This is a genomic window from Duganella sp. sic0402 (genome assembly GCF_019219065.1).
Lineage (GTDB): Bacteria > Pseudomonadota > Gammaproteobacteria > Burkholderiales > Burkholderiaceae_D > Rugamonas.
The window spans coordinates 970,730-996,275 of sequence record NZ_JAHUWK010000001.1; the positions used below are offsets into that span (position 1 = coordinate 970,730).

Annotated in this window: 27 protein-coding genes; 20 read left to right on the top strand and 7 right to left on the bottom strand. The window is 62.8% G+C overall.

From position 1 onward, the window contains the following. Position 1: 1 nt before the first annotated feature. Positions 2 to 4,066, bottom strand: a complete 4,065-nt coding sequence (locus KW842_RS04095; protein WP_229223469.1) for an ATP-binding protein — start codon at positions 4,064 to 4,066, stop codon at positions 2 to 4. Between the two features lie 202 nt (positions 4,067 to 4,268). Between KW842_RS04095 and KW842_RS04100 the strand changes: the two genes are divergently transcribed. After that, complete coding sequence (locus KW842_RS04100) at positions 4,269 to 4,754, top strand: Fur family transcriptional regulator (protein ID WP_218302787.1); 486 nt, start codon at positions 4,269 to 4,271, stop codon at positions 4,752 to 4,754. Here KW842_RS04100 and KW842_RS04105 read toward each other — a convergent pair. After that, entirely contained in the window at positions 4,735 to 4,926 is a 192-nt protein-coding gene (locus tag KW842_RS04105) for a DUF1653 domain-containing protein (protein ID WP_218302788.1), read from the bottom strand. The two genes, KW842_RS04100 and KW842_RS04105, sit on opposite strands and share 20 nt — an antisense overlap. Positions 4,927 to 4,968: 42 nt before the next feature. Then, positions 4,969 to 5,586, bottom strand: coding sequence for an MSMEG_1061 family FMN-dependent PPOX-type flavoprotein (locus KW842_RS04110; protein WP_229223470.1), 618 nt, complete (start codon positions 5,584 to 5,586; stop codon positions 4,969 to 4,971). Positions 5,587 to 5,677: 91 nt separating this feature from the next. Between KW842_RS04110 and KW842_RS04115 the strand changes: the two genes are divergently transcribed. Beyond that, positions 5,678 to 6,445: a helix-turn-helix transcriptional regulator gene (locus tag KW842_RS04115; protein ID WP_218302789.1), complete on the top strand. Its 768-nt coding sequence runs from the start codon at positions 5,678 to 5,680 to the stop codon at positions 6,443 to 6,445. Here KW842_RS04115 and KW842_RS04120 read toward each other — a convergent pair. Beyond that, the gene (locus KW842_RS04120; protein ID WP_218302790.1) at positions 6,442 to 7,050 is read right to left on the bottom strand and encodes a trimeric intracellular cation channel family protein; all 609 of its coding nucleotides are present in this window, start codon (positions 7,048 to 7,050) and stop codon (positions 6,442 to 6,444) included. The two genes, KW842_RS04115 and KW842_RS04120, sit on opposite strands and share 4 nt — an antisense overlap. 106 nt (positions 7,051 to 7,156) lie before the next feature. On the opposite strand from KW842_RS04120, the gene KW842_RS04125 reads away from it, so the two are divergent. Then, positions 7,157 to 8,059: an HTH-type transcriptional regulator ArgP gene (locus KW842_RS04125; RefSeq protein WP_218302791.1), complete on the top strand. Its 903-nt coding sequence runs from the start codon at positions 7,157 to 7,159 to the stop codon at positions 8,057 to 8,059. Here the strand turns inward: KW842_RS04125 and KW842_RS04130 are convergent. Further along, the gene (locus tag KW842_RS04130; RefSeq protein ID WP_307729786.1) at positions 8,040 to 8,810 is read right to left on the bottom strand and encodes a helix-turn-helix domain-containing protein; all 771 of its coding nucleotides are present in this window, start codon (positions 8,808 to 8,810) and stop codon (positions 8,040 to 8,042) included. The genes KW842_RS04125 and KW842_RS04130 overlap by 20 nt on opposite strands. A 130-nt stretch (positions 8,811 to 8,940) precedes the next feature. Here KW842_RS04130 and KW842_RS04135 point away from each other — a divergent pair, with 130 nt between their 5' ends. From KW842_RS04135 to KW842_RS04155, 5 genes are read left to right on the top strand one after another with little or no spacing between them, the layout of a single operon-like run. Further along, positions 8,941 to 9,804, top strand: coding sequence for a branched-chain amino acid ABC transporter permease (locus KW842_RS04135; protein ID WP_218302792.1), 864 nt, complete (start codon positions 8,941 to 8,943; stop codon positions 9,802 to 9,804). A gap of 1 nt (position 9,805) precedes the next feature. Further along, on the top strand, positions 9,806 to 10,801 hold the full coding sequence (locus KW842_RS04140) for a branched-chain amino acid ABC transporter permease (RefSeq protein ID WP_218302793.1): 996 nt from the start codon (positions 9,806 to 9,808) through the stop codon (positions 10,799 to 10,801). Between the two features lies 1 nt (position 10,802). Beyond that, positions 10,803 to 11,558 carry an ABC transporter ATP-binding protein gene (locus KW842_RS04145; protein WP_229223515.1) on the top strand — a complete coding sequence of 252 codons (756 nt, stop codon included), beginning with the start codon at positions 10,803 to 10,805 and terminating at the stop codon, positions 11,556 to 11,558. Further along, positions 11,545 to 12,252, top strand: a complete 708-nt coding sequence (locus tag KW842_RS04150) for an ABC transporter ATP-binding protein (protein ID WP_218302795.1) — start codon at positions 11,545 to 11,547, stop codon at positions 12,250 to 12,252. Before KW842_RS04145 ends, KW842_RS04150 begins: the two co-directional genes overlap by 14 nt. Before the next feature lie 40 nt (positions 12,253 to 12,292). Beyond that, complete coding sequence (locus KW842_RS04155) at positions 12,293 to 13,450, top strand: ABC transporter substrate-binding protein (protein WP_218302796.1); 1,158 nt, start codon at positions 12,293 to 12,295, stop codon at positions 13,448 to 13,450. Positions 13,451 to 13,502: 52 nt separating this feature from the next. Here KW842_RS04155 and KW842_RS04160 read toward each other — a convergent pair whose 3' ends face one another. After that, positions 13,503 to 14,105, bottom strand: a complete 603-nt coding sequence (locus tag KW842_RS04160; RefSeq protein ID WP_218302797.1) for a TetR/AcrR family transcriptional regulator — start codon at positions 14,103 to 14,105, stop codon at positions 13,503 to 13,505. A gap of 84 nt (positions 14,106 to 14,189) precedes the next feature. On the opposite strand from KW842_RS04160, the gene KW842_RS04165 reads away from it, so the two are divergent. Genes KW842_RS04165 through KW842_RS04200 form a run of 8 tightly spaced genes read left to right on the top strand, consistent with a single transcriptional unit; the run spans position 14,190 to position 20,982 of the window. After that, positions 14,190 to 15,467, top strand: coding sequence for an NAD(P)/FAD-dependent oxidoreductase (locus KW842_RS04165; protein ID WP_218302798.1), 1,278 nt, complete (start codon positions 14,190 to 14,192; stop codon positions 15,465 to 15,467). Further along, positions 15,464 to 16,231, top strand: a complete 768-nt coding sequence (locus KW842_RS04170; RefSeq protein ID WP_218302799.1) for a DUF1365 domain-containing protein — start codon at positions 15,464 to 15,466, stop codon at positions 16,229 to 16,231. Before KW842_RS04165 ends, KW842_RS04170 begins: the two co-directional genes overlap by 4 nt. Next, positions 16,228 to 17,433 (top strand): cyclopropane-fatty-acyl-phospholipid synthase family protein, encoded by a 1,206-nt coding sequence (locus KW842_RS04175; RefSeq protein WP_218302800.1) that lies wholly within the window; start codon positions 16,228 to 16,230, stop codon positions 17,431 to 17,433. The genes KW842_RS04170 and KW842_RS04175 overlap by 4 nt, the downstream gene beginning before the upstream one ends. Then, complete coding sequence (locus KW842_RS04180) at positions 17,402 to 18,004, top strand: chalcone isomerase family protein (protein WP_229223471.1); 603 nt, start codon at positions 17,402 to 17,404, stop codon at positions 18,002 to 18,004. Before KW842_RS04175 ends, KW842_RS04180 begins: the two co-directional genes overlap by 32 nt. Beyond that, entirely contained in the window at positions 18,001 to 19,266 is a 1,266-nt protein-coding gene (locus KW842_RS04185) for an MFS transporter (protein WP_218302801.1), read from the top strand. The genes KW842_RS04180 and KW842_RS04185 overlap by 4 nt, the downstream gene beginning before the upstream one ends. Beyond that, entirely contained in the window at positions 19,263 to 19,796 is a 534-nt protein-coding gene (locus KW842_RS04190; RefSeq protein WP_218302802.1) for a DUF3833 domain-containing protein, read from the top strand. The genes KW842_RS04185 and KW842_RS04190 overlap by 4 nt, the downstream gene beginning before the upstream one ends. Continuing rightward, on the top strand, positions 19,784 to 20,560 hold the full coding sequence (locus KW842_RS04195; protein ID WP_218302803.1) for an SDR family NAD(P)-dependent oxidoreductase: 777 nt from the start codon (positions 19,784 to 19,786) through the stop codon (positions 20,558 to 20,560). Before KW842_RS04190 ends, KW842_RS04195 begins: the two co-directional genes overlap by 13 nt. Next, the gene (locus KW842_RS04200; RefSeq protein ID WP_218302804.1) at positions 20,557 to 20,982 is read left to right on the top strand and encodes a nuclear transport factor 2 family protein; all 426 of its coding nucleotides are present in this window, start codon (positions 20,557 to 20,559) and stop codon (positions 20,980 to 20,982) included. The genes KW842_RS04195 and KW842_RS04200 overlap by 4 nt, the downstream gene beginning before the upstream one ends. On the opposite strand, the gene KW842_RS04205 is transcribed toward KW842_RS04200, so the two are convergent. Next, positions 20,979 to 21,413 carry a DUF2177 family protein gene (locus KW842_RS04205; protein WP_218302805.1) on the bottom strand — a complete coding sequence of 145 codons (435 nt, stop codon included), beginning with the start codon at positions 21,411 to 21,413 and terminating at the stop codon, positions 20,979 to 20,981. The two genes, KW842_RS04200 and KW842_RS04205, sit on opposite strands and share 4 nt — an antisense overlap. A 164-nt stretch (positions 21,414 to 21,577) precedes the next feature. On the opposite strand from KW842_RS04205, the gene KW842_RS04210 reads away from it, so the two are divergent. The 4 genes from KW842_RS04210 (at position 21,578) to KW842_RS04225 (ending at position 25,477) form a co-directional block, all read left to right on the top strand. Continuing rightward, on the top strand, positions 21,578 to 22,870 hold the full coding sequence (locus KW842_RS04210; RefSeq protein WP_218302806.1) for an MFS family transporter: 1,293 nt from the start codon (positions 21,578 to 21,580) through the stop codon (positions 22,868 to 22,870). Continuing rightward, entirely contained in the window at positions 22,870 to 23,850 is a 981-nt protein-coding gene (locus KW842_RS04215; protein WP_218302807.1) for a lipid A deacylase LpxR family protein, read from the top strand. The genes KW842_RS04210 and KW842_RS04215 overlap by 1 nt, the downstream gene beginning before the upstream one ends. An 80-nt stretch (positions 23,851 to 23,930) precedes the next feature. Next, positions 23,931 to 24,434, top strand: coding sequence for an RNA polymerase sigma factor (locus KW842_RS04220; protein WP_218302808.1), 504 nt, complete (start codon positions 23,931 to 23,933; stop codon positions 24,432 to 24,434). Further along, positions 24,431 to 25,477, top strand: a complete 1,047-nt coding sequence (locus KW842_RS04225; RefSeq protein ID WP_218302809.1) for a FecR family protein — start codon at positions 24,431 to 24,433, stop codon at positions 25,475 to 25,477. The genes KW842_RS04220 and KW842_RS04225 overlap by 4 nt, the downstream gene beginning before the upstream one ends. The last annotated feature ends 69 nt before the right edge of the window (positions 25,478 to 25,546 follow it).

Here is a 25,546-nt window from a genome sequence, read left to right on the forward strand (position 1 = left end):
CCTAACTAGCCAGCGCCGCCAGCAGGTGATTGAAGTCGACCGGCTTGGTCAGATGCTGGTTAAAGCCGGCGGCACTGGACCGCTCCTTGTCCGAAGGCGCGCCCCAGCCGGTCAATGCGATGATTTTTGCGCCGGCCATGCCGTCGATATCGCGCAGCGCCAGCGCCGCGTCATAGCCACTGATGTCGGGCAAGCCGATGTCCATGAACACCACTTGCGGCAAATGCGCCCTGGCGCTGCTGATCGCCGCCGCGCCGTTGTGCGCCACCTGCACCTGATGGCCGCTGTATTCCAGCAGCGCGCCCAGCGTTTCGGCAGCATCAACATTGTCGTCCACCACCAGCACTCGCAAGCCGGCGAGCGGGATGCTTGCCGGCGCGGTGGACGCAACCAGCTGCGGCGAAGGCAACGCAGACGGCAGCGGCAAGCGCACCGTGAAGCGGCTGCCTTTACCTGGGCCGTCGCTTTCTGCCGACACGTGGCCATCGTGCAGCTGCAAGACTTGCCGCACCAGATTCAGCCCGACGCCAAGTCCACCTTGCGCCATCTGCTGCCCTGCTTCCATTTGAGCGTACATATCAAACACGGTAGACAGCAAATGCGGCTCGATGCCGATGCCATCGTCCGCCACCACCAGCACCACCTCGCCCTCGTGTACGCTGGCTGACAGCGAAATCTTTCCTGACTGCGGCGTGTACTTGGCCGCGTTGTTCAGCAAATTGCTCAACACCTGGGCGATGCGATGACGGTCCACATCCAGCGTCAGGGGCTGGGGCGGCAAATGCAGCGACAACTGATGCTGTCCCTTGCGCACCAGCGGCGTGCTGATTTCCACCGCATCGCTGACCACATCAGCCAGCAATACCTGTTCGCGTTTCAGCGTCACCTTGCCCTCGGCCAGACGGGCAATATCCAGCAAGTCATCCACCAGATGCACCATGTGTTCGACCTGGCGCCGCATCATGCCTTGCACATCGCCGGACACTGCGCCGGGACCGGCCGCCATCAGCTCCAGCCCGGCGCGGATCGGCGCCAGCGGATTGCGCAACTCATGCGCCAGCGTGAACAGGAATTCGCTTTGGCGGCGGTTCTTCTCGGTCAGCTCATGCGCCAGGCGCTGCAATTCCAGCTCGGCATGCTTATGCACGCTGATATCCAGGCTGATGCCATCGAAACGGGTTGGCTGGCCGTGGTCGTCCACGTCGCACCAGCCGACCGCGCGCAACCAGCGCCCGCCCGCCTGGAACTCCACATCCAGCGGCACGCCATCGCGCAAGGACGCGGCAATGCCGACGGCGACGCGCTCGCGGTCCGCAGCATCCACCACGGCCAGCAGTTGGCCCACCGTGGCGCTGCCATCCGCCATGCCCAGGTGCGCCGACATCTGCTGATTGAGGCGCAATGCGAGAAACGGCGCATCCGCATGCCACACGCCGATATTGCCGGCGCCGGCCACGCGCTCGAAGCGCTCTTGCAGCACCTTGCGCGCATGGATATCGATCACGGTGCCGACAAAGCCGACCGCCTGGCCGTCGTCGCCGATACGCGGCATGCCGGCGTCGATGCACCAGCAGTAGCTGCCGTCCGCGCGGCGCAGGCGGAAGTCGACCGAATACGGTGTACCGGTTGCGCATGCGGTGCCGAAGCTGGCCTCTACATACGCCTTGTCGTCCGGATGCACATTATCCAGCCAGCCATTGCCCAGATCCTGCTGCGGCGTGCGGCCGGTGTAGTCGTACCAGCGCTGGCTCAGATAGGTGGTGTGGCCTTGCGCGTCGGTGGTCCACAGCATCACCGGCGAGGCGTCGATCAATGCATGGAAATAGGCTTCGCGCAGCAAGGAATCCTGGCGCTGCTGATCGCGTTCGCGCGCCAGCGTCACCTGCCGCAGCACGCGTGCCAGCAGCTCATTGGTGGAGAATGGCTTGACCAGATAGTCATCGGCGCCCGCTTGCAGGCCTTCGATCTTGGCTTCTTCGCCGGCGCGCGCGGACAGCAGAATAATCGGCAGGCGGCGCAACGTTTCATCTGCGCGGATGCGGGCGATCAGGCCAAAGCCGTCCAGCCGTGGCATCATCACATCGCTCAGCAGCAGGTCGCAGGGTTCGTGCTGCAGGCGCTCGAACGCCGCTTCGCCATCGGCGCTGACTATCACGTCGGCGTGCGGATCGAGCAGCGACTTCAGATAGGCGCGCATATCGTTGTTGTCGTCGGCGATCAGGATGCGTGGGCGATGAATCGCCAGCGCCTGCGGTTCGCTGGACACGGCGCGCACTGGCAGCTTGCCTTCATCCTCGTCCGGCAGCCAGCGCAAGGCCTCTTCGACAAACGCTGCACCAGTGCGTGGCGTGCCGCTGCTGGCGAGGTCTGGATCAGCATCCGGCGCCGCCACCCGCTCAGCCGGCAGGTGGACATGGCCAAACGGGATATCGACATCGAAACGCGTGCCCTCGCCCACCACGCTGTGCACCGCGATCTGGCCGCCGTGCAGGCGCACCAGTTCCTGTATCAGCGCCAGGCCGATGCCGCTACCCTCGTAAGTGCGTCCGGGCGCGCCTTCGATGCGGTGGAAGCGCTCAAAGGTACGCGGCAGCTCGTGTTCCGGAATGCCGCCGCCGGTATCGCTTACCGACAGCCGCGCCATACCTGCGTGCTCGCGCAGGGTCAGCGTCACGCCGCCTTCCAGCGTGAACTTGAATGCGTTCGACAGCAGGTTGAAGACAATCTTCTCCCACATATCGCGGTCTACATAGACCGGCTGGGCAAGCGGCGGCAGGTCCAGCGAGTAGCTCAAGCCGCCCTTGGCCATGGCCGATTCAAACACGCCCGCCAGTTCCACCGTCAGGCGGGCCAGGTCCACCGGCTGATAGCTGGCCTGCACGCGGCCAGCCTCGATGCGCGAGAAATCCAGCAAGGAGTTGACCAGCTTGAGCAGGCGCAGCGCGTTGCGGTGCGTGGTTTCAATGCGGCGGCGCTGCTCGGGCGCCAGTCCCTCATTCGCCAGCGCGTCATCCAATGGACCGAGGATCAGCGTCAGCGGTGTACGGAATTCGTGTGACACATTGGAGAAGAAGGCGGTCTTGGCGCGGTCGATACGCGCCAGTTCCTCGGCGCGGCGCTGTTCCTGTTCATAGGCGGTGACATTGCCGGCGGCGGCGTTGAACGCGGCATTCAGCAGTGCGTAGAAATTGCGATAGTCATCATCCACCGCGCGGCGCGCGCTGACACCGGCCACCACAAAGCCGAATACGTCCTGCTGTCCCGGCAGACTGACCGGCAGCACCAGAGCGCAGTCGGGCAATTCTTCGTACGGTCCGCAAGCAGTGGTGCCGCCAAAGCGCGGCGCCAGACCGTTCACCTGCTGCGCCTTGCCACTGGCGGCCACCGCCGCAAACGGCCAGCATTGGTCGCCCTCGGTCTGCAAGGGCGCCAGTTCGCTGCCCGCCGCCACACCGGCATGGCCGCGCAAATGCAACTGCCCGCTTTCCTCGTCGCGCTGATAGAACAGCAGGAAAGGCACGTCCAGCGACAGCTGCTCGTATTGCCCTGCCAGGTCGCGGCCGATGTCGTCCACCGTGCGCGCGTCGGCAATCGCGGCGCTCAGGTCGCGCAAGCTCTGGGTGCGGCGCGCATTCAGCACCAGCGCGGTGGTTTCGGTGATCGGGTGGAAAATGCCGCCCACCTCGCCGGATTCCGCGCGGATCGGCGAGAACGAGAAGGTCATGAACGCTTCCTCCAGGTAGCCGTCACGGTCCAGGAACATGCGCTGGTCCTTGATGTACGTCCCCTCGCCCTGCTGCGCGCGGTCGAATTTGTCACCGACCACCGGCAAGGCGGTGGCCCAGCAGACCTTGAACGGCTCGCCCATGGACTGCGGATGCTTGCCGCCGCAGATCGGGCGGTAAGCGTCATTGTAGATCTGGATATAGTCCGGTCCCCACGCCACCAGGATGGGGAAAGTCGACGACAGGCACAGGCTGACCGTGGTGCGCAGGCTTTGCGGCCATGCGTCGATGGGGCCCAGCGGCGTGCGCGACCAGTCAATGGTTGCGATCAGCGCGGCCATCTCGCCCCCGCCAGCCAGCCAGTTGATATCAGAGGTCGTGCTTGGAGGCTGCGGGGATGGCATAAAGACAATTTTAAGAGTGGATGCCTATTTTACAGCGCAGCCCGCCACTGCCGGTATTTTTCGGCATCCTACGGTGCCTCCATCAAATCTCCATCCATTCGCCACATAAATTGCATGGGCGGCGCCTAGGCTGGCGCATATGAGTAATCCGACGCCAACCCGCGTGTACGAGCAATTGCGCGAGCACCGCATCCGTCCCACTGCCGCCCGCATCGGCGTGCTGCAAGTGCTGCATGAAGCCGATGGCAATTATCGCAATGCCGAACAGGTTTATCTGTCGCTGTACGACGCGGGCCTGCGCTTCAGCATGGCCAGCATCTACCGCGTGTTGCAGGAATTGTCGCAATCCGGGCTGCTGCTGCGTCATTGGTCTAAGAGCGACCAGGCGGGCAAGTCGCGCTTTTTGCTGGCGCCGGCGGTACTGCCGCCTACCGTGTACACCGCCGTATGCCGCATCTGCGCGCGGCGCATGGAGATCGAGGACGCGACCTTTGCCGAGAACCTGCACCGCGTGGCGCAAGGCGCCGGCTTCAGCGCCGGCCTGCACACCTTGTCGCTCAGCGTGACTTGCAATGCATGCAGCGCCGAGCAGCTTACCCGGCTAGCTACGCATCCATCGGCGTAAAGCGCTGCACCTGCTTGCCATCGACCTCAATCTGTTCGAAGAACACCGCGCGCGGACGGCACCAGATCGTGCCGTTCGCGGCGCGATACACAATGATCGGCGTCAGGTCGGCCTCCATGGTAGCCTCGCACACCAGTTCATACTCGCCGCCTTTGTAATGCTTGAAGCGCATGGTTTTTACCCTCCGTAAAAGGGCATATTTTACCGCGCATACTTAATACAGATCGTTCCTGACGGCGTGCGCATAGTGCTGGTTGACCTGCGCGACCTGGGAGTCATCCATATCCGACTGCGGATCGGCCATCTTGCTGAACCTGGCGATCATCTGGCCGACCGTGGGCAGGCTGCTGTGATCCAGTTGAGAACTCGCCTCCCACAGCTTGGCGCGGTTGACGGCTTTGCCGCAGTGGAGCAGCACTTCGTCGATAGCAACCACGGTGGCCGTCTTCGCTACCTTGCCGCCTTCGCTCAATTGCGCCAGCAGCGCAGGATCGGTGGACACCGTGCCACGCCCGTTGATGCGCATGAACAGGTCCAGCCCAGGAAAGATGAACAACATCCCCATGCGCGCATCGCGCTCCAGGTTGCGCATGGATTCAATGCGGTTATTCCCCGGACTGTCGGCATACGCCACCGTGCGCTCATCCAGCACGCGTACGAAGCCTGGAGGACCGCCGCGCGGCGAAGCATCCAGCCCTTTATCGCTGCCAGTGGCCAGGCAAAAGAAAGTCGCCACTTTCAGGTAGTCCTGATGGAAGTCCAGCAAGCGGTCCATGACGGCCCGCTGTATCATTTCGGAAGGTGGTGCGTAAAGTGCGTCGAGATCGGCCATGCTGTGCCCCTGTATTGATGTAGGCACCAGATTAATCCGTTTTGAATGGCGGCTATAATCCATCCAAGCCATTTAATATCATTCTTACGCCATGCCTTTCAATATCGACCCGCATTCCGCACTGGACGGCCCCTCCGTGATCGTTGCCGTGGGCAGCCAGGAAGCCGAGCTGATATCGGCGCCGCACAGCCATCCGCGCGGCCAGTTGTGCGGTTCGATGCGCGGGCTGCTGTCGCTGGATGTGGCGGAAGGCGTGTGGATCGTGCCGGCGATACACGCCGTCTGGCTGCCGCCCAACCACCCGCACGGCGGCCGCTCTCACGGTCCGTTCCACGGCTGGAGCGCCTATGTCACGCCGGACGCCTGCCGCGACCTGCCAGGCCGGCCCTGCATGATACGCACCTCGGCCCTGTTGAAGGAAGCGGTGCTGCGCGCCAGCACCTGGCCGGTTGGCGAATGGAGCCAGCGAAATCGCAACGTGGCGGCGGTGATCCTCGACGAAATCCGCAGCCTGCCGGTCGAACCTCTGGGCCTGCCGCTGCCGCAAGACCCGCGCCTGATGCGCATCGCCCAGGCCATCATCAGCGATCCCACCGATGAGCGCGACCTGGAACAGTGGGCCGCATGGGCCGCCGTCAGCTCGCGCACGCTGAGCCGCCGCTTCGTCAGCGAGACAGGCTTCAACTTCACCGCCTGGCGCCAGCGCGCGCGATTGATGCGCTCACTGGAAATGCTTGCCGACGACGTGCCAGTGCAGACGGTCGCGCTGGACCTCGGCTACTCCACCGCTAGCGCCTTCATCAGCCTGTTCAAGCGCAGCTTTGGCGAAACGCCGGCCAGCTACCGGCGCTATCTCTAGTCGTGATCCGTTTCCAGCACCGGCAGCGCCAGCACGAAGTAGATGGCGACCAGCCGGAAGCAAAAGCCCACGCCCAGCGCCACCAGCGTGGCAACGTGCTGGTCCACGTTGAAGTGCAACTGCGCCATATACAGCGCGCCGGTGAGCAGCGACACGGTGGCGTACAGGTCGCGCCGCAGCACCAGCGGCACCTCGTTGCACAGGATATCGCGCAGCAGGCCACCGGCGATACCGGTAATCATGCCCATCAACACCACGATAGCCACATGCACGCCGGCGCTGGCCGCAATGTCGCAGCCGATGATGGAAAACGCCACCAGTCCCAGCGCGTCGAGCACCAGGAACGCCGAGCGCAGCCGGTGTACAAGTCGCGCCGCCAGCGCGGCAGCAATCGCTGCGCCGATGGTGAACAGCAGGTATTGCGGATGCTGGACCCAGCCCAGCGGATAATGGCCCAGCAACATGTCGCGGATCGAGCCGCCGCCGAGCGCCGTTACCGTGCCAACCACAGCCACGCCGAACAGATCCATCTTGCGGCGCAAGGCCATCAACGCGCCGGACGCGGCTTCCGCCGAGATGGCGACCAGGTAAATAATGTAGAGCAATCGACACGCCTTCAGGTAAAGTGCCGCATTCTGCCTGTTAAACAGGCATATATGAAGCAACTTAAGGCTTTTTCGCCTACGATTAATTTTTCTTCAGATACAGTGTATGGACCTCGAACCCAAGCAGACCGAAGCTTTCCTGGCGGTCGCCGAAACCGGCAGCTTTGAACGCGCCGCCGGCCGGCTCAGCATCACGCCATCGGCAGTGTCGCAGCGCATCCGGGCGATGGAGTCGTCGCTGGGCGCGGCGCTGGTCTTGCGCACCCGTCCCTGCCGGGCCACGCCCATGGGCCAGCGGCTGCTGCAATACCTGCGCCGCGCCGAACTGCTGAAGAACGAGCTGCAAGCCGACTTGCTCAATCTGGACGCCGGCCCGACCACCATCTCGCTGGCACTGAATTCGGATAGCCTGGGCACCTGGTTCTTCCCGGCCATGGCCGGCCTGCTGGCGAAAGACCGCTTCATCCTCGACCTGGTGGTGGAAGACCAGGACCACACGTTCGCACTGCTGAAAACCGGCATGGTGATCGGCTGCATCAGCACCGACGCCGAACCAATGCGCGGCTGTAGCGCGCAGGCGCTGGGGACGATGCGCTACCGGCTGATGGCCAGCAGGTCCTTCTGCCAGCGCTGGCTGCCGGACGGCCTGACCCGTGACACGGCGCGGCGCGCGCCAGTGGTCGCGTACACGCGCAAGGACACGCTGCAATCGAGCTTCCTGCTGACCCACTTCGGTCTGCCGGAAGGCGCATATCCCAGCCATTATGTGCCGGGCGCAGTGGCGCACTTCAACGCCGTGCGCTACGGCGCCGGCTACGCCATGGTGCCGGAATGGCTGCTGGCCAGCGAAGACCACGCCGATGATCCGCTCATCGATCTGGCGCCGGGCCATCCAACCGATATCGCGCTGTACTGGCATACGTGGACGGTGCAATCGCCGCGCATGGAGGAACTGTCCACGCACATCATCGAATCGGCGCGGCAGATTCTCAGGACGACAAGCGCCTAGCCGTTTCGATCAAGCGCGGACGCACCTGGTCAAGCAGGAATTCACGCGTGATACTGCTGGAAGGCCCGCCGCAATTGATCGACATCAGCTGGCTGCCGCCTATCGGCATAAAGCCGACCGCAATGCCGTTGACTTCCGGCTGCCATTCGCAAAACGAGGTGGCGCAGCCGTACTGCTGCTGATCGCGCTGCGCCCGCTCCATCCCCTGCCGCACGCCTTGATGTATGCGCTCGCCACGCCCGCCGGCCTGGCGCAGGATATCGTCACGCTCAGCCGCCGACGCCATGCCGAGATAAGCGCGTCCACTGGCCGACAGCGCCAGCGGCAGCCGCGATCCCACTTGCAGCGACAACGACAGCGCCGCCTTGCTGCGGCACTGCTCCACATAAATCATCGATAAACGATCGCGCACCGCGATGGCAATGGTGGCGCCGGCCGTATCGGCCAGTTCCTGCATCATGGGCCGCGCCAGCTGGCGGATATCCAGCCCGGACAACATCGTGCTACCGAGTCGCAGCGTGGCCGTGCCCAGCTGATAGCGGCCATTGAGGTCCTGTAGCAGATAGCCCAGTTGCGTCAGTGTGAAAGTGACGCGGGTGACAGTCGATTTGGGCAGCTTGCAGCGCTCGGCAATCTGCTGATTTGTCAGGCCTTGATCGGTGACGCGGAAGCATGCGAGCACGTCCAGCCCACGCGCCAGCGCGGTGATGAAATACCTATGTTCCTGCTCGGTGTCGCTGTGTTGCATCATTGCCTCTGTTGTAAAAAGCGCATGCGGGAAAAAGCCGTTGCTGCACTTTTAAAAATGCCGTACGCTCGTGCTATTCCATTCTACACAACTGAGTTTCGCACAGCAAAACTATCATAATGATGGAGACACGATGGAGTTATTTCTGCAACAGGTCCTCAACGGACTGACGTTGGGCGGGGTGTATTGCCTGGTGGCGTTGGGGCTGACACTGGTCTACGGCATTCTGCAAGTGCCCAATTTCGCCCACGGCGCGTTTTATATGGCCGGTGCTTATGCATCGTTCTTCCTGATGGAGCGGCTGGGATTCAACTATTGGCTGGCGATGGCAGGCGCGGCCGCTGCGGTGGCGCTGATCTCGGTGCTGTCGGAACGGCTGGTGTTTCACCCGCTGCGCAAAGCGCCCTATTTGCACCACATGATCGCCTCGATCGGCATCCTGCTGTTTCTGGAAGCCGGCGTGCAGGCGATCTGGGGCGCGGACTTCCATCGCATGAGCAGCCCCTATCCGCAGATTCTCAGCTTTGGCGATGTCACGCTGCCGGCCCAGCGCTTGATGATTATTGTGGCCGCTTTCCTGCTGGTGGCGCTGTTGCAGCTGTTCCTGAAGAAGACCATCACCGGCGCCACCATCGTCGCCATGGCGCAGAACCGCGACGGCGCGGCATTGGTCGGCATCGATGCCAACCGCGTTGCGATGCTGACCTTTGCCATCGCCGGCGCACTGGCCGGGATGGCGGCGGTACTGTATGCGCCGATCAACCTGGTCTACAGCGGTATGGGCCATCTGGTGATTACCAAGGCGTTCGTGATTATCGTTTTGGGCGGCATGGGCAGCGTGCCGGGCGCGATTGCGGGCGGGCTGATTATCGGCTTTGCGGAATCGTTCGGCGCCTTCTATATCTCCACCGATTACAAGGACATCATTGCCTTCGCGCTGCTGGTGCTGATTCTGTCGCTGCGTCCGCAGGGTCTGTTCCAGAAAGGAGCGCACTAGCATGCGCAATACCGCACGCCTGGGCTGGAGCGCCCTGCTGCTGTTTGGCCTGGCCTTCCCCTTCATTGCCGGCAACGACTACCACCTGACCGTGATGTCGACCGCCTATATCTACGCCATCGCCACCGTTGGGCTCAACCTGATCACTGGCTACACCGGCCAGTTCAACCTGGCGCACAGCGGTTTCATGGCGGTCGGCGCTTACACGGTCGGCATTCTGACGGTCGATTACCAGATGCCGTTCTGGGCCGCGTTTGCGCTGTCAGGGCTGGTGGCGGCCGGCATCGGCTTCTTTGTCGGGCTGGTGTCGCTGCGATTGAAGACGCACTTCTTCTCGATCTTCACGCTGTGCGTGGGCTACATCATGTACTTGCTGATTGAGAAATGGGAGAGCCTGACGCATGGCACGGCTGGCATCGTCGGCATTCCGGCGCCGGAATCGATTGCGGGCCTGGACTTCTCCGAGCCGCGCACGCAGTACTATCTGGTGCTGCTGTTCCTGGTCATCAGCATGTGGCTCATGCATCGCATCGTGCATTCGCTGCTGGGGCATACCTTTATGGCGATCCGCAACAGCGATGAACTGGCGCAGGCGCTGGGCATCAACCTGATGCGCAACAAGCTGCTGGCCTTTATGCTGTCGGTGTTCTTCGCCGGACTGGCGGGCGGATTGTATGCCGGCTATGTGCGCTTTCTTGGCCCTGATCTGGGCCGCGTCGAGCATACCTTCGACATGACCATGTATATGCTGGTCGGCGGTATCGGCACGCTGGCGGGACCGCTGCTCGGCGCCATCACCGTACCGTGGGTGACGCAGCAACTGCAATTCCTGCAGGACTATCGCTTCGTGGTGTTCGGGCCGTTGCTGGTGCTACTGGTGATCTTCCTGCCGCACGGCATAGTCGGCACCTGGATCGCGCGCCGCAAGCGCAAGGCCGCACAACATGCCACGGCGGCGCTGCGCGTAGTGGCCAGCAAGGAGGTGCGCCGTGCTTGAGATGACTTCGATCAGCAAACGCTTTGGCGGCCTGGTGGCCGTCAACGATGTCAGTGTACGTTTTGAGCGTGGCACCATCAACGCCATCATCGGTCCAAATGGCGCTGGCAAGACCACTTTCTTCAACCTGGCCAGCGGCGCACTGCCGCCGACCTCGGGCCGCATCGTTCTGGATGGCGATGACCTCACTGGCCTGCGCGCCGATCAGGTGGCGCGCCGCGGCATCGCCCGCACCTTTCAAAGCACCACGCTGTTCGACAACGCCAGCGTGCTGGATAACCTGATCGTCGGCCATCGCCTGCGCACGCGCTCCAATTTGATCGATGTGCTGCTCGGCACACGCCGCCTGCGCGACGAGGAAGCAGCCAGCCGTGCCAAAGCGCGCGGGGCGCTGGACTTTGTCGGCCTGTCGCATCTGGAAGCGCGGCTGGCCGGTGATATCTCGCAGGAGCAACGCAAGCGCGTGGCCTTCGCACTGGCCCTGGCCACCGATCCCAAGCTGCTGTTGCTGGACGAACCGGCCGGCGGCGTCAATCCGGAAGAAACCGAAGGCCTGGCCGACCTGGTGCGCAAGATGAAGGCCATGGGCCTCACGGTCTGCCTGATCGAACACAAGATGGACATGATCATGAACCTGGCCGACAAGATCCTGGTGCTCAACTACGGCGAAAAAATCGCCGAGGGCACGCCGGCCGAAGTGCGCGCCAATCCGGTGGTGATCGAAGCCTATCTCGGGAGCGAACATGCTGAAGCTTGAAAAGGTATCGCTGGCTTATGGCGGCTTCCAGGCGCTACATGCGGTCGACATTCATGCCGCCGAGGGCGAACTGGTGGTGCTGCTGGGCGCGAACGGCGCTGGCAAGAGTTCAATCTTCCACACCATCAGCGGCCTGCGCCGCGCCAAGGGTGGCAGCATCCGCTTCGGCGACCGCGAGCTGGTCGGCCGCAAGCCTGCACAGATCGTCGCCGACGGCCTAGTGCATTGCCCGGAAGGACGGCAGCTGTTCCCCGGCATGTCGGTGCTGAAGAATCTGATGCTCGGCGCTTATGTGCATCGGCGCGATCCGCGCGGCAGCCAGCGCCTGCTTGAGGAAGTGTTCGGCCTGTTCCCGATCCTGCACGAGAAGAAGGATTGCCCGGCTGGCTCGCTGTCCGGCGGCCAGCAGCAGATGGTGGCTATCGGCCGCGCGCTGATGGGACGGCCGAAAGCGCTGCTGCTGGATGAGCCGTCGCTCGGCCTGGCGCCGCTGGTGGTCAGGCAGATGTTCGAGATCATCGCACGCATCAACAAGGCCGGCACCACGGTGCTGCTGGCGGAACAGAATGCCTACGCGGCGCTGAACATTGCGCACCGTGCCTACGTCATTGAGCAGGGAAAGATCGTACTGGAAGGAAGTCGGGAAGAACTGCTCGGCAACGAGCAAGTGCGTAAAGCCTATATCGGCGCTTAGTTGTATACCTATAAATAAGCTATAAATAAGGAGACAAACCATGCAAAAACGCTTCAATGCCGCCGCGCTCGCGCTGACTTTTGCTGTCAGCGGCGCCTACGCGCAGGAAACGATCAAGATCGGCTATTCAGGCCCGCTGAGCGGCGGCGCTGCGTTGTACGGCAAGAATGTCCTGAGCGGGATGCAAATGGCCGCCGAGGAAATCAACGCCAAGCCGGTCGAGATCGCTGGCAAGCGCTACAAGGTGGAAGTGGTTGCGCTGGATGATAAATACAATCCGAGCGAAACCGGCATCAACTTGCAGCGGCTGGTGCAGCAGCACAAAACGGCGGTGGTGCTGGTGCCGCATTCGGGCGGCGTGTTTGCGGCGCAGGCGGCCAATGAAAAGTTGAAGGTCTTGCTGCTGGCGTACACCAGCCTGCCTCAGGCGACCGAGCGCGGCAACAAGCTGACCGTGCGCATCCCCCCCGACTTCACGACTTATATTTCACCATTCGTCAAAACTGCGATGAGCAAGTACGGCAAGAACGTCGCGCTGGCACAGGCGGATCATGATTATGCCAAGGCCTGGTCGGCAGCGTTCAAGCCGGCCTGGGAAGCGGCTGGCGGCAAGGTGGTTGCCGATAATCCGATGTCATATAACAAGGCGGCGGATTTTTACAGTGGCGTCAGCCGCGTGATTCAGGCCAAGCCGGATGTGCTGTTCATTGGTGGCGCGTCGGAGCCGACTGCGCTGGTGGCCAAGCAGGCGCGCGAACTGGGCTTCAAGGGCGCCTTCATCGTGCTGGATCAGGCCAAGCTGGATGAGATGGCCAAAGTCACCGGCGGCTATGGGGCGCTGGAGGGCGCGGTCGGCGTGATGCCAATGAGCGGCGACGACCGTCCGGATGCCGCCGCCTTCACCGCCCGCTACCGCAAGGCCAATGAAGGACGCGACCCAAGCAGCGAAGTGGCGCTGAATTATTCGGCGGTGCACGCGACCATCGCGGCAATGAAGCTGGCCGGCACGACCAGCGACGCCACAGCGATTCGCGGGCAGATGGATAAAGCGTATCGTTCGCTGCCAGGCCAGTACAATCCGGCCAGCGTTGAGGGGCTGGACGCGAATGGCGGCGCCATCGTCAACGCCATCGTCGCGTCAGTGGAAAACGGCAAGCTGAAAGGCCAACTGCTGCGCGCAGCGGGTTCAGCCCAGTAAGCCCGCCCCGCCGTCATTCCCGCGAAAGCGGGAATGACGGCGGCGGTCGTGGCTAGATACCCTTGAACGCCACTGTCAGCATATGCTGCACAATATCTTCATCACTCATCTTGCTGAACTTCGCCAGGAACTCCACCGCCGGATCGCAAGTGCGGGCGTAATAGCTGAACAGGATCACATCACTCGGCAATTCCTTATTCAACAATCCCTCCTTCTGCCCCTGTTTCACCAGCGCCTCCAGTTGCCGGTTCAGCTTCATGACCCGCAGCATATACTTCACATTGCGCATCAACATGTCCCGCACATGCGGACTGGTCGACGGCAGAAACGGCAATCCACCGCGCAAGCGCACCCGTAGCGCCCACTCCAGCAGCGCCGATAGCTTCTGCACCGGCCCCAGCGCCGCATCCATCGCGGCAACCTGCTCAATCGCACCATCCAGCAGGCGGATCATCGCCTCGCCCACCAGTTCCTCCTTGGACTTGAAATGCTTGTACAAGCTTGGTTTGGAGATGCCAACCGCGCCAGCCACATCGTCCATGGTCATCAAGTCGTAACCCTTGCTGCTAAGCACGGTCGTCGTGGCGTCAAGAATCGCGCTCTCACGCAACTTGAACGCCTGATCCTTGAAGCTAAATTTCGAAAGAATACTCATTGATAAGTTTTGCTACTAATCAGTAGCGTTTCTGATTTGTTGGTAGTAATATTAGCATATCGGTAGCCTAACAGTTCCAAATCTATGCACAAACGCAAACGTATTGCCGTCATTGGCGCAGGCATTTCCGGCCTGGCAGCTGCCTACTTCCTGCAACGCCGCCACGACGTGGTGGTGTTTGAAGCCGGCAGCTACCTCGGCGGCCACGCCAATACCGTCGACATCCAGGTTGAAGGCAAGCCGTGTGCGGTGGATACCGGTTTTCTGGTCTACAACGAAAAAACCTATCCGAACCTGATCGCGCTGCTGGATGAACTGGGCGTGGAGAGCATCGCCAGCGATATGTCGTTTGGCGTGTCGATGGACGACGGCGCGCTGGAATGGGCTGGTACCAATCTCGACACCGTGTTCGCGCAACGCCGCCGCATCGCCTCGCCAGCCTTCCTTGGCATGCTGCGCGATATCCTGCATTTTAATCGCCGTGCCGAGGATTTTCTCGTGCAAAGCCAGGCCGATGGCGCCACGCTGGGCCAACTGCTCGCGCGCCACGGCTACGGCCGCATGTTCCGTGATGCCTATCTGCTGCCGATGGCGGCCGCCATCTGGTCCAGCTCGCCCAAGGACATACTGGGATTTCCTGCCGCGACCTTCCTGCGTTTCTGCCTGAATCACGCGCTGCTGCAAGTCAACGACCGGCCGCAGTGGCGCACCGTGCGCGGCGGCTCGCGCAACTACGTGCAAGCCATCGCCGCAACGCTGGCCGATTATCGGCTGAATACACCGGTGCGCTCGCTGCGCCGCGAGCATGGCAAGGTGCTGGTCGACACCGGCAAGCAAATTGAACAGTTCGACGACGTGGTGCTGGCCACCCACGCACCGGCCACGCTGGCGATGCTGGCCGACGCCAGCGTCGATGAGCGCACCATCCTCGGCGCGGTGCGCTACCAGCCCAACACCGCTTGGCTGCATACCGATGCGCGGCTGATGCCGCAACGGCGCAAGGTCTGGTCGGCGTGGAATTATTTATCGGCCAAACAGGCGGATGGCAGCCGGCCGGTATGCGTCAGCTACTGGTTGAACCAGCTGCAAAGCCTGCCATTCGACACGCCGGTGGTAGTGACGCTGAATCCGCCCTCACCGCCTGCGGCCGACAAGGTACTGGCGCGCTTCGAATATGACCATCCCATCATGGATCAGCCAGCAATCAACGCCCAGCAGGCCCTGGCGACGATACAGGGCAAGGGCGGCCTGTGGTACGCAGGCGCCTGGACTGGTTACGGCTTCCATGAAGACGGGCTCAAATCCGCCTTGCGCATCGCCGCCGCCTTCAACGCCGCGCCTGCATGGACTACGCTGCCATGAAACAAACGGCGCCAGCCCAACTGGTACACGCACGCGTGATGCATGCGCGGCTGAGGCCTTCATTGCACCGCTTCGTCTACCCGGTGTTCTATGTGCGCGTGAATCTGGCGCGGCTGGACGCTTGCCAGTCGGCCTGGTTCGGCATCGACCGCCGCCGCGCACTGTCCATCCGCACGCGCGACTATGGGCCGCGCGATGGTTCCAGTCTGGAGCAATGGATGCGCGCCTTGCTGGCATCGCACGGCATTCAGGCCGACGGCGAAATCTGGCTGCAGACCTTCCCGCGCGTGTTCGGCTACGTGTTTAATCCGGTGAGCTTCTGGCATTGCCATGACAGTCATGGCCGGCTGCGTGCCGTGCTGGCCGAGGTCAATAACACCTTTGGCGAAACGCACTGCTATTTGCTGCAACTGAGCGAAGGCGGCCACGGCGCCTGCCTCAAGCAGATGCATGTGTCGCCTTTTTGCGAGACCAGCGGCAGTTATCGCTTCCGCTTCCGGCTGCAAGACGCCCGGCAGCACGCGTCCATCGATTATCACGATCCGCAAGGCTTGCTGATCCGTACCACGCTATCTGGCCAGGCCCTGCCCATGAGCAATGCGACGGCAGCCGCCGCTTTACTGCGCTATCCGCTGCTCGGCCTCGGCATCGTTTTCCGCATTCACTGGCAGGCGTTGCGCCTGTGGTTGAAGGGTGTGCCCTTCTTCCGCAAGCCGCCGCGTTCCATTACTCACATCACCATCCATGAGGAGCCGCTCCAATGAGCCAAACGCTGTCGACCACTACACAGGCCGCCCCCGCCGCCGCGCGGGTGTTCCTGAATCTGCTGGGCCGCATTGGCATCGGCCATCTGGAACTGATCACGCCCGACCATACGCGCATGGTGTTTGGCAATGCGCATGCTGGTCCTGGCGCGACGCTTGAGGTGCACGATTGGCGCGCTTGCGGCCGTATTCTGCGTTCGGGGGATATCGGCCTAGCCGAAGCCTGGGCGGCTGGATGGGTCAGCAGCCCAGATCTCGTGGCCTTGCTGCGGCTGGCGATCCGCAACGAGGCGGCATTGGAGCCAGCGGTGTTTGGCGGCGTGCTGGCACGCTGCTGGTATCGCCTGCGTCATTGGTTGCGGCCGAATACGCGCAGTGGCAGCCGTCGCAATATTCACAGTCACTACGATATCGGCAATGCGTTTTATCGCTTGTGGCTGGACCCCAGCTGGACCTACTCCGCCGCCATCTTTGACGGTAACTACCAACAGCCGCTGGAACTGGCGCAGCACCGCAAGTATCAACGCATCATCGATACGCTTGGTCTGTGCGCGGGCGACCGTGTGCTGGAGATTGGCTGCGGCTGGGGTGGATTTGCCGAGCAGGCAGCGCGTCAAGGCATTCATGTGCATGGGCTCACGATTTCGCCATCGCAGCTGGAGATTGCCCGCCAGCGCATCGATGCCGCCGGACTGGGCGAACTTGCACAACTGGAGTTGCGCGATTATCGCGATGTCGACGGCACTTACGATGCCGTGGTGTCGATTGAGATGTTCGAAGCGGTTGGCGAGCGCTATTGGACGGAATACTTCGATACCGTGGCGGCGCGACTGAAACCGGGCGGCCAGGCGCTGGTGCAGTCGATCACGATCGATGAGCGTCATTTTGAGCGCTATCGCAGCACGGCGGACTTCATTCAGGAATACATCTTCCCCGGCGGGATGCTGCCTAGTGTAGACCGCTTCGAACGTGGTGCAGCGCGTGCCGGGCTGCGTTCGACGGAGCATTACGCCTTCGGCCGCGATTACGCTGAAACCTTGCGCCGCTGGCGGACGGCGTATCACGCAACCGCTGCGCAATCCAGCGCGCTTGGGTTGGACACGCATTTCATGCGGATCTGGGATATGTATTTTGCCTACTGCGAAGCAGCGTTTGATGAGGGGCGCACCGATGTTGTCCAGTTCCATCTGCACAAATCCTGAGCGCCGCCGCCTGCTCCGCGCCGCGACGCTGCTGGCCAGCCTGGGTGTGGGCATGGCAGCAGGCTCCTGCACGGCCGCAGGTGCGGGCCTGGCCACTGATGCCGCAGGCACCGATTGGCGCGCGCTGGTGCCGCAGGCGCAGGCCCTCGGCGGTGGCGACCTGACGTGGTTCGGCCTGCGCATTTACCGCGCGACCTTGTGGTCTGCCAGCCGGCCGTTCGATTCAACGCAGCCGTTTGCCTTGCAGCTTCATTACTATCGCTCCATTAGCCGCGAGCGACTGGTTGACACCAGCATGGACGAGATCCGCCGGCTCAACCGCGCGCCGCTACCTGCCGCCACGCGGTCGCGCTGGGAAGCGCTGTTAAGCTCGGCGTTCGTGGATGTCAGCGAGGGGGATGAGCTGATTGGCGTCTACCTGCCAGGCAGAGGCATGCGCTTATACAACCGCCAGCGTCTGCTCGCGGAGCTGGACGATCAGGTGCTGGCACGGGCTTTCTTCGATATCTGGCTGAATCCAGAGAGCCGCGATCAGAAACTGCGGCAGCGTTTAATGGGAACGCAGCCATGAGCAATGCCGCTTACGGACTGCTCGGTGCACCGTTAGCGATGGCGGCGCTGCCCTTATTTGTGCAGTTGCCGGCCTACTACGCGACGCATCTGGGCATGGCGCTGGGGCCTTTGGGGGTAGTGCTGTTCGTCGCGCGGGCAATCGACATGCTGCAAGATCCGCTGCTGGGCCATCTGCTTGACCGCACGCCGGCGCGGCATCGCCGCTGGATGACGCTGGGCGCTGGCGTGCTGGTACTGGCGTTTGCCGCACTTTGGCTGCCGCCTTCAACGGAATCCGGCGTCGGGCTAGGCATATGGCTCGCGTTAATGCTGGTGGTCGCATACGGCGCGCACAGCGTGGTCAACATCGCCTATCTGGCCTGGGGCGCACGGATGCCTGCAGTGCTGGCTGCCGCCGCGTGGCGCGAAGGACTCGGGCTAGCGGGCATGATCGTCGCCAGCCTGGTGCCAGCCGCCATTTTGGCAGGAGATCCGGCGCAGGTCCGCACGCGTCTCGCGGTCTACAGCATGATCTATGTATTACTGATGCTAGCAGCAATTCGCGCGCTGCTCCGCAGAGCGCCACCACCGCAGTCGCCTGCCCCGGCGACAGCGGGCGCGAACGAGGCGGCGGGAGCGCTGGCGATCAGCGGTGCCGATGGGGGATGGCGGGACACTTGGCGCGAGTTGGCGCGGAACAGGAAATTGCGGGCACTGTTGTTGCCTTATTTTTTGAACGCGCTGTCGGTGGCGATTCCGGCCACGCTGGCATTGTTCTTCATTGCCGACCAACTGGGCGCGCCGCAGTTGTCGGGCGCCTTCCTGGCCTGCTACTTCGGCGCGGCGGCTTGCGGTTTGCCGGCTTGGGCTGCGTTGGCGCGCAGATATGGGCCGCTGCGTTGCTGGCAGCTTGGCATGCTGCTGTCGGTGGCGGGATTTTGCGGTGCTGCGCTACTTGGCCACGGCGACTTGCTGCCTTACGCGGCAGTTTGCATCGCCGCGGGAGTCGCGCTGGGCGCTGATCTGGCACTGCCGCCCGTGCTGCTCGGCCAAGCGCTCGGTGAACGGCTTGGCGCCGGCTTCGGCCTGTTCACATTGCTGGGCAAGCTGTCGCTGGCGATTGCCGGACTCTCGCTACCGCTGCTCTCCTGGCTCGACTACCAACCCGGCCAAGGCGGTGGCCAAAGCCTGGTGCTGGCCTACGCCGTCCTGCCCTGCCTCATCAAACTACTGGCCATGGCGGCACTGCGCCGCTGCATCTCCCACTGGAGCACCACATGAAACGCATCATCACCGCCCTGCTGGCGATGCTCCTTGCCGCATGCGCCGGGCCGGACATCCAGCAATACAAGACAGCCACACCGCAACTCGACCCGGCCGAATACTTCACCGGCACCACCGACGCCTGGGGCATGTTCCAGAAACGCAGCGGCGAAGTCACCAAACGCTTCCACGTCGAAATCACCGGCACCCAGCAGGAAGGCGTGCTGACGCTGGACGAACGCTTCCGCTACGACGACGGCACGACAGAGCAACGCATCTGGCGCCTGACCCGCGATGGCGAAGGGCGCTGGCGCGGCACCGCCGGCGATGTCAAAGGCACAGCGCTAGGCGAAACCGCCGGCAACGCCCTGCGCTGGCAATACACATTGCTGCTGCCGGTCGACGGCACCACCTACGAAATGCAATTCGACGACTGGATGTTCCTGATCGACCGCTGCACCATGATCAACCGCGCCAGCATGCGCAAATTCGGCATCGAGCTGGGCCAAGTCACACTGACCTTCCGGAGGCGCGCATGTTCCCCTTGAACCCTCCCATCCACGACTGGGCCGGCCAGCGAGTCTGGGTCATCGGCGCATCCAGCGGCATCGGCGCTGCACTGGCGGTGGAAGCACTGCAAGCCGGCGCGCGCGTGGCGCTGTCCGCGCGCCGCGCCGAGCGCCTGCAAGCCGTCGCCGACGACCACCCGCACGCGCTGATCGCGCCATTCGACATCCTCGACAAGCAAGCCTGGAGCGAGCGCCACGACCACATCTGCCAGCACTTCGGCGGCGTCGATCTGATTGTCTTCTGCGCAGCCGACTACCACCCGGAGCGGGCTTGGGATATCGAGCCCGATCGCGCCGCGCACACGCTCGAAACCAACCTTGGCAGCGTCTACACCGGCCTTGCCACCGTGCTGCCGGCGATGCTGGCGCGCGGCAGCGGCGGCATCGCCATCGTCGCCAGCGTGGCCGGCTACTTCGGCCTGCCCAACGCCAGCGTCTATGGACCGAGCAAGGCCGCGCTCATCAACCTGGCCGAACTGCTCTACGTCGACCTGCGCCCACGCGGCCTCAGCGTCTACCTGATCAATCCCGGCTTTGTACAAACGCCACTGACGGCCAAGAACGAATTCGCCATGCCGGCGCTGCAAACACCGCAGGCGGCGGCGCGCGCCATCCGCAACGGCATCGCCTCGGGACGTTTCGAAATCCACTTCCCGCGCCGCTTCACACTGGCGCTCAAACTGGTGCGCTGGCTGCCCTACCGGCTGCGCTTCCCATTGATATCCCGGTTGGTAAGCACATGAGCAGCACACTCGAACCATTGCTGGCCTGGTACGCCAGCCTGACGCCCTACAGCGTCGCGCGCGCCGGCGAGTTCTACGCCGCCGGCGCGCAATTCCGCGATCCCTTCAACGATGTGCGCGGCGTGCCCGCAATAGAAGCCGTGCTGCGGCATATGTTCGCGCACAGCGACAACCCGCATTTCATCATCGGTGAACGCATCGTGCAGCACCAGCAGGCGTTCGTGACCTGGACCTTTGTCTGCACGTTACGCGGCAAAGTGTATGGGGTAGTCGGCGGCACGCACTTCCGCTTCGGTGCAGATGGCCTGGTGACGCTGCACCGGGATTACTGGGACGCCGCCGAAGAACTGCTGCAAAAGCTGCCGGTGGTCGGCGCACCGATCCGCTGGCTGCGCCGTCGCTTTGCCGTGAAGCTGAATTAACCCCAGCGGTTGGCAACCCACCAGCCGCCAGTGGCGGCCAGCGTCGTCATGAACGCGCCCCAGGCGATATCCACGACCGACAATCCCAGCGGCCACACCTTCAGAATCGCATAGTTGGTCAGATCATAGGTGCTGTAAGCGACCAGTCCCAACACCGCGCCGTGCAAGGCGGCGGTCTGCCAGCTGACTTCACGCAAGCCAGGACCAACAGCAAGAAACGCCACACCGGCCGCGTAAAGAAAATAGAACAAGGCCGCCGCAACAAAGCGCGGCTGCGCCAGCATCAAGTCGCCCAGCGCTGTCTTGTAGGCCGAAGCCATGTACAAACCTATCCACAAAGCGTCCAGCACCAGCAGCGACAACAGCACGCCGCCGTAAGCAAATAGCCACTGCTGCGCACTAAGTGCCTGAACCGGAGCGGAACTCAGCATGGAAATATCCTCGACGTGTATGGATGAATTGAACAAGCTTGATAATAGCCCAAATTATTTGTCCTCTTCCGTTTGGCAGTGCACATAGCAAAACCTTTGCCCTCCTGCAGCATTTCCGAGGATGCTTTACAATCGATCAGAAGTTACAAGCAGCGAGAAAAAAAATGACCGATCATCCTCAATACAGCGCTGAGGAAAAACGCAAACGCGTGTTTGCGATTATCAGCGCCTCCTCCGGCAATCTGGTGGAATGGTTCGACTTCTACGTCTACTCCTTCGCCTCGATTTACTTTGCCAGCCAATTTTTCCCCAGCGGGAACGCCACGGCGGAATTCCTCAAGTCCGCCGCCGTGTTTGCGGTGGGTTTCCTGATGCGTCCTGTCGGCGGCTGGCTATTCGGCCGCATCGCCGACCGTGTCGGCCGCAAGAAATCCATGCTGATCTCCGTGCTGATGATGTGCGCCGGCTCACTGGCGATTGCCGTGCTGCCGACCTACGCCAGCATCGGCGTGGCGGCGCCATTGCTGCTGCTGGTTATCCGCATGTTCCAAGGCCTGTCAGTCGGTGGCGAATACGGCACCACCGCAACCTATATGAGCGAGGTGGCGCTGCGCGGGCAGCGCGGCTTCTTCTCTTCCTTCCAGTACGTGACGCTGATTGGCGGCCAACTGCTGGCAGTGCTGACCATCGTCATCCTGGAGCAATTCCTGACCGAGCCGGAACTGAAAGCCTGGGGCTGGCGCATTCCTTTCGTGATCGGCGCCATTGCCGCGCTGGTGTCGCTGCTACTGCGCCGCACGCTGCATGAAACCAGCAAGGCCGCAGACATGCAGAACAAGGATGCGGGCACGCTGGCCGGCATCTTCAAAAATCACCGCGCCGCCTTCATCACCGTGATCGGCTACACCGCCGGCGGCTCGCTGATCTTCTACACCTTCACCACCTATATGCAGAAATACCTGGTCAACAGTGCCGGCATGCCGGCCAAGACCGCCAGCGTGGTGATGACCGGCTCGCTGTTCCTGTACATGTGCATGCAGCCTTTGTTCGGCATGCTGGCCGACCGTATCGGCCGCCGCCGTTCGATGATGCTGTTTGGCGCATTGGGTGCGATTGCCACCTATCCGATCCTGGCCATCCTGCGCGGTAACGATAATCCCTACTTCGCCTTTGTGCTGATTACCGTGGCGATGGCCATCGTCAGCCTGTACACCTCGATTGGCGGCCTGGTGAAGGCCGAGATGTTTCCGCCCGAAGTACGCGCGCTGGGTGTCGGCTTCTCCTACGCGATCGCCAATGCCATCTTCGGCGGCTCGGCGGAATTCGTCGGCCTGGCGTTCAAGAACATCGGGCATGAGAACTGGTTCTTTATCTATGTCTCACTGATGATGGTGGTCGCCTTCCTGTTCAGCACGCGCCTGCCGAAAACGCCTTCTTATCTGCACACCGACCACTGATGCGCCATCGATACCTGCTGCTGCCGGCCATGCTGATGCTGGCGGCGTCCACGCACGCCGAAGAAACGCGTTTTTCGGTGACGCTGCAAAACGATATCTTCGCCGGCAGCGACGGTGGCGGCTACACTAACGGTATCGCGCTCGCGAGTATGCGCAGCGCGTCGCCGGGCGAAACATCGATCGCGCCGCAATGGCTGCTGGCGCCAGTCACGTCCTGGTTCGGCCTTGGCCCGGCCACGTTGACCTTGTCGTCGTTGAACCAGATGATGATGACGCCTGCCGACCTCACCCGCAAAATTCCCGATCCCGCCGATTCGCCTTACATGGGCGCGCTGTGGTACCGCTCGGCGCAGGTGTCGGTGCAGGACGATATTGCCGATATGCTGGCTTTTAACCTCGGTATCATCGGCCCCGCATCGGGCGCACGGCAAACGCAAACCTTCATCCATAGCATCACCGGCTCCGACAAGCCGCAAGGCTGGGACTATCAGGTGCACAAACGCACCCTGCTCGGCATCGAGCGCTATCGCGCCATCCGCGTCACGCCCGAAGGCGACACGGCCGACAGGCCCGGCACCGATTTCATCGCACTGGGTGGCGCATCGCTCGGCAACTGGCAATCCTCGGCCGGCGTCACATTGATGCTGCGCTACGGCACTGGCTTGAAGCAAAGCTATCCGACCGTGATGCGGCTCGCGATGCGCAGCGGCGATCCGGGCGTGATCGGGCGCGGCTGGTTTGCCTATACCGGCCTGCATGCCGACCGCATGTTCTCGCAGATGGGTATCGGCAGCAACCAGCCGGTACAAGGCAGCACCGCCAAGCTGCGCGAGACGCAGGTGGTCGGATTGGTGGGATTCGCTTACGGCTGGGGCGACTCCGCGCTGTCCTTTTCGGCGCAGAACAGCAGCTCGCTGACCACCGTCACCGGCCGGCGCAAGGCCTACGGCTCGATCACCTATACCCGATTGCTTCCGTGATAAGATAGCCGCGCTCTCCCGTCCAGCCATATAGCCACGTACCAGGGAAGGCAGTTTCCATTGTTCCTACTGTGGCTGGAATGGCTGTGATCACGCACTATTACCGAGAGTTGTTGAATTTCTGCCTGCGCAAAGTCAGGGACCCGCACGCCGCCGCCGATCTGGCGCAGGAAAGCTATGTGCGCGTGCTGACCATGGAGCGCGCCGGCCAGCAGGTGCTGGAACCGCGCGCGCTGCTGAAGAAAGTGGCGCTGCACCTCAAAATCGATATGGACCGTCGTGCCGACATTCGCCGCCACGACGATATCGATGCGCTGGGCGAGGCAGAGACGCCTGCCGCGCCGGCACACCTGCAACCAGAACAGGCGTATGCGTCTTCGCAGGCGGCAGAAGCCTATATAAAAGCCATCGAACAACTGCCCGAGCGCTGCCGAGAGGCGTACAGCATGTATGTGTTTGACGATTTATCGAACAGGGAAATCGCCGAGCGCATGGGTATTTCTTTGAGCATGGTCAACCAGTATATCGGCCGTGGCAAGCTGGCGTGCGCCGCCTGCCGCACGGCCATGGAAGCAAGCCAATGAAGCAAGCCGCAGACCAGATCGCCATGCGTGAAGCCGACGCCTTCCTGCGCGCGCAATCGCCTGTAGATCTCGCCGCCGTGGAATGGCATACCCGCGCCGAGCAGGGTCTGAGCAACGAGGAAGATGCACAATTCCAGCAATGGCTGGCGGCCGACCCTGCACATGCGGCAGCGTTTGAACACCTCAACGCCAGCCTGCGCGACGTGCGCGCCCTGCCAGTCGAACGCATCGCCCATCTGCGCCGTGCGGCGCCATCACGCCAGCGCGTGCGGCAGGGATGGCGCGAACGCCTGTCCGCCAGAATGGCGCTGCGCCCGGCCGCGCTGGCGTTTGCCTGCGTCGCGCTACTGGCGGTTGGCGCCGGATGGAAACTGTGGCAGGCCATGCCCGCATTCAGCGCAAGCTACGCCTCGGAGCGCGGCCAGCGCCGCGACATCACCCTACCGGACGGCAGCCAGCTGACGCTGGACACCAGTACCCGCGTGGAGGTGGCGCTTTACCGCGACCGGCGCGAAGTGCGGCTGTCGCACGGCCAGGCCATGTTCAGCGTCGCGCACGACACCGCCAAGCCATTCAGCGTGCTGGCTGGCACGGCGCGCGTGACCGTGCTGGGCACGCGCTTCTCGGTGCGCTGCAACGCTTGCCAACAAGGCGCTACCGACGTCAATGTCGAAGTCGAGCAAGGCCACGTCCACGTCGCCGCCCCGCCCCGCGTGGCCGAGCTGCGCGCCGGCCAGGCAGTCCAGGTGTACGCTGCCGGAGGCCTGGGCGCGGTCGCATCGATCAACCCGGCCAGCATCGCGCCATGGCGCAAAGGCCTGATACGCTTCACCAGCACGCCGTTGGCCGAGGCGCTGCGGGAATTTGAGCGCTACGCGCCGGTCAAGCTGCTGATCCGCGACCCGGAGATAGCGGCCATGCCGATCGGCGGCAGCTACCAGGTGCTGCATCCGGCAGCGTTCGTGCAGGTGCTGCCGCACATCATGCCGGTACAGCTGATCCAGCGCCCGGACGGCCTGACCGAAGTGGTCCGAAAAAACTAATCACCGGGGGTGTACATTTTTCCGGCTGGTGCGTCTTAGATGATAGTGAGACTTTTTTAACTACCATTC

Coding starts and splice junctions, on each gene's coding strand:
- KW842_RS04125 (WP_218302791.1), top strand. CDS start 7,157: ATGGACCTCGAACCCAAGCAGACCGAAGCTTTCCTGGCGGTCGCCGAA.
- KW842_RS04205 (WP_218302805.1), bottom strand. CDS start 21,413: ATGCTGAGTTCCGCTCCGGTTCAGGCACTTAGTGCGCAGCAGTGGCTA.
- KW842_RS04165 (WP_218302798.1), top strand. CDS start 14,190: ATGCACAAACGCAAACGTATTGCCGTCATTGGCGCAGGCATTTCCGGC.
- KW842_RS04130 (WP_307729786.1), bottom strand. CDS start 8,810: ATGATGCAACACAGCGACACCGAGCAGGAACATAGGTATTTCATCACC.
- KW842_RS04225 (WP_218302809.1), top strand. CDS start 24,431: ATGAAGCAAGCCGCAGACCAGATCGCCATGCGTGAAGCCGACGCCTTC.
- KW842_RS04210 (WP_218302806.1), top strand. CDS start 21,578: ATGACCGATCATCCTCAATACAGCGCTGAGGAAAAACGCAAACGCGTG.
- KW842_RS04180 (WP_229223471.1), top strand. CDS start 17,402: ATGTTGTCCAGTTCCATCTGCACAAATCCTGAGCGCCGCCGCCTGCTC.
- KW842_RS04190 (WP_218302802.1), top strand. CDS start 19,263: ATGAAACGCATCATCACCGCCCTGCTGGCGATGCTCCTTGCCGCATGC.
- KW842_RS04150 (WP_218302795.1), top strand. CDS start 11,545: ATGCTGAAGCTTGAAAAGGTATCGCTGGCTTATGGCGGCTTCCAGGCG.
- KW842_RS04155 (WP_218302796.1), top strand. CDS start 12,293: ATGCAAAAACGCTTCAATGCCGCCGCGCTCGCGCTGACTTTTGCTGTC.
- KW842_RS04145 (WP_229223515.1), top strand. CDS start 10,803: ATGACTTCGATCAGCAAACGCTTTGGCGGCCTGGTGGCCGTCAACGAT.
- KW842_RS04185 (WP_218302801.1), top strand. CDS start 18,001: ATGAGCAATGCCGCTTACGGACTGCTCGGTGCACCGTTAGCGATGGCG.
- KW842_RS04115 (WP_218302789.1), top strand. CDS start 5,678: ATGCCTTTCAATATCGACCCGCATTCCGCACTGGACGGCCCCTCCGTG.
- KW842_RS04135 (WP_218302792.1), top strand. CDS start 8,941: ATGGAGTTATTTCTGCAACAGGTCCTCAACGGACTGACGTTGGGCGGG.
- KW842_RS04160 (WP_218302797.1), bottom strand. CDS start 14,105: ATGAGTATTCTTTCGAAATTTAGCTTCAAGGATCAGGCGTTCAAGTTG.
- KW842_RS04110 (WP_229223470.1), bottom strand. CDS start 5,586: ATGGCCGATCTCGACGCACTTTACGCACCACCTTCCGAAATGATACAG.
- KW842_RS04220 (WP_218302808.1), top strand. CDS start 23,931: ATGGCTGTGATCACGCACTATTACCGAGAGTTGTTGAATTTCTGCCTG.
- KW842_RS04095 (WP_229223469.1), bottom strand. CDS start 4,066: ATGGCCGCGCTGATCGCAACCATTGACTGGTCGCGCACGCCGCTGGGC.
- KW842_RS04170 (WP_218302799.1), top strand. CDS start 15,464: ATGAAACAAACGGCGCCAGCCCAACTGGTACACGCACGCGTGATGCAT.
- KW842_RS04140 (WP_218302793.1), top strand. CDS start 9,806: ATGCGCAATACCGCACGCCTGGGCTGGAGCGCCCTGCTGCTGTTTGGC.
- KW842_RS04100 (WP_218302787.1), top strand. CDS start 4,269: ATGAGTAATCCGACGCCAACCCGCGTGTACGAGCAATTGCGCGAGCAC.
- KW842_RS04105 (WP_218302788.1), bottom strand. CDS start 4,926: ATGCGCTTCAAGCATTACAAAGGCGGCGAGTATGAACTGGTGTGCGAG.
- KW842_RS04195 (WP_218302803.1), top strand. CDS start 19,784: ATGTTCCCCTTGAACCCTCCCATCCACGACTGGGCCGGCCAGCGAGTC.
- KW842_RS04200 (WP_218302804.1), top strand. CDS start 20,557: ATGAGCAGCACACTCGAACCATTGCTGGCCTGGTACGCCAGCCTGACG.
- KW842_RS04215 (WP_218302807.1), top strand. CDS start 22,870: ATGCGCCATCGATACCTGCTGCTGCCGGCCATGCTGATGCTGGCGGCG.
- KW842_RS04175 (WP_218302800.1), top strand. CDS start 16,228: ATGAGCCAAACGCTGTCGACCACTACACAGGCCGCCCCCGCCGCCGCG.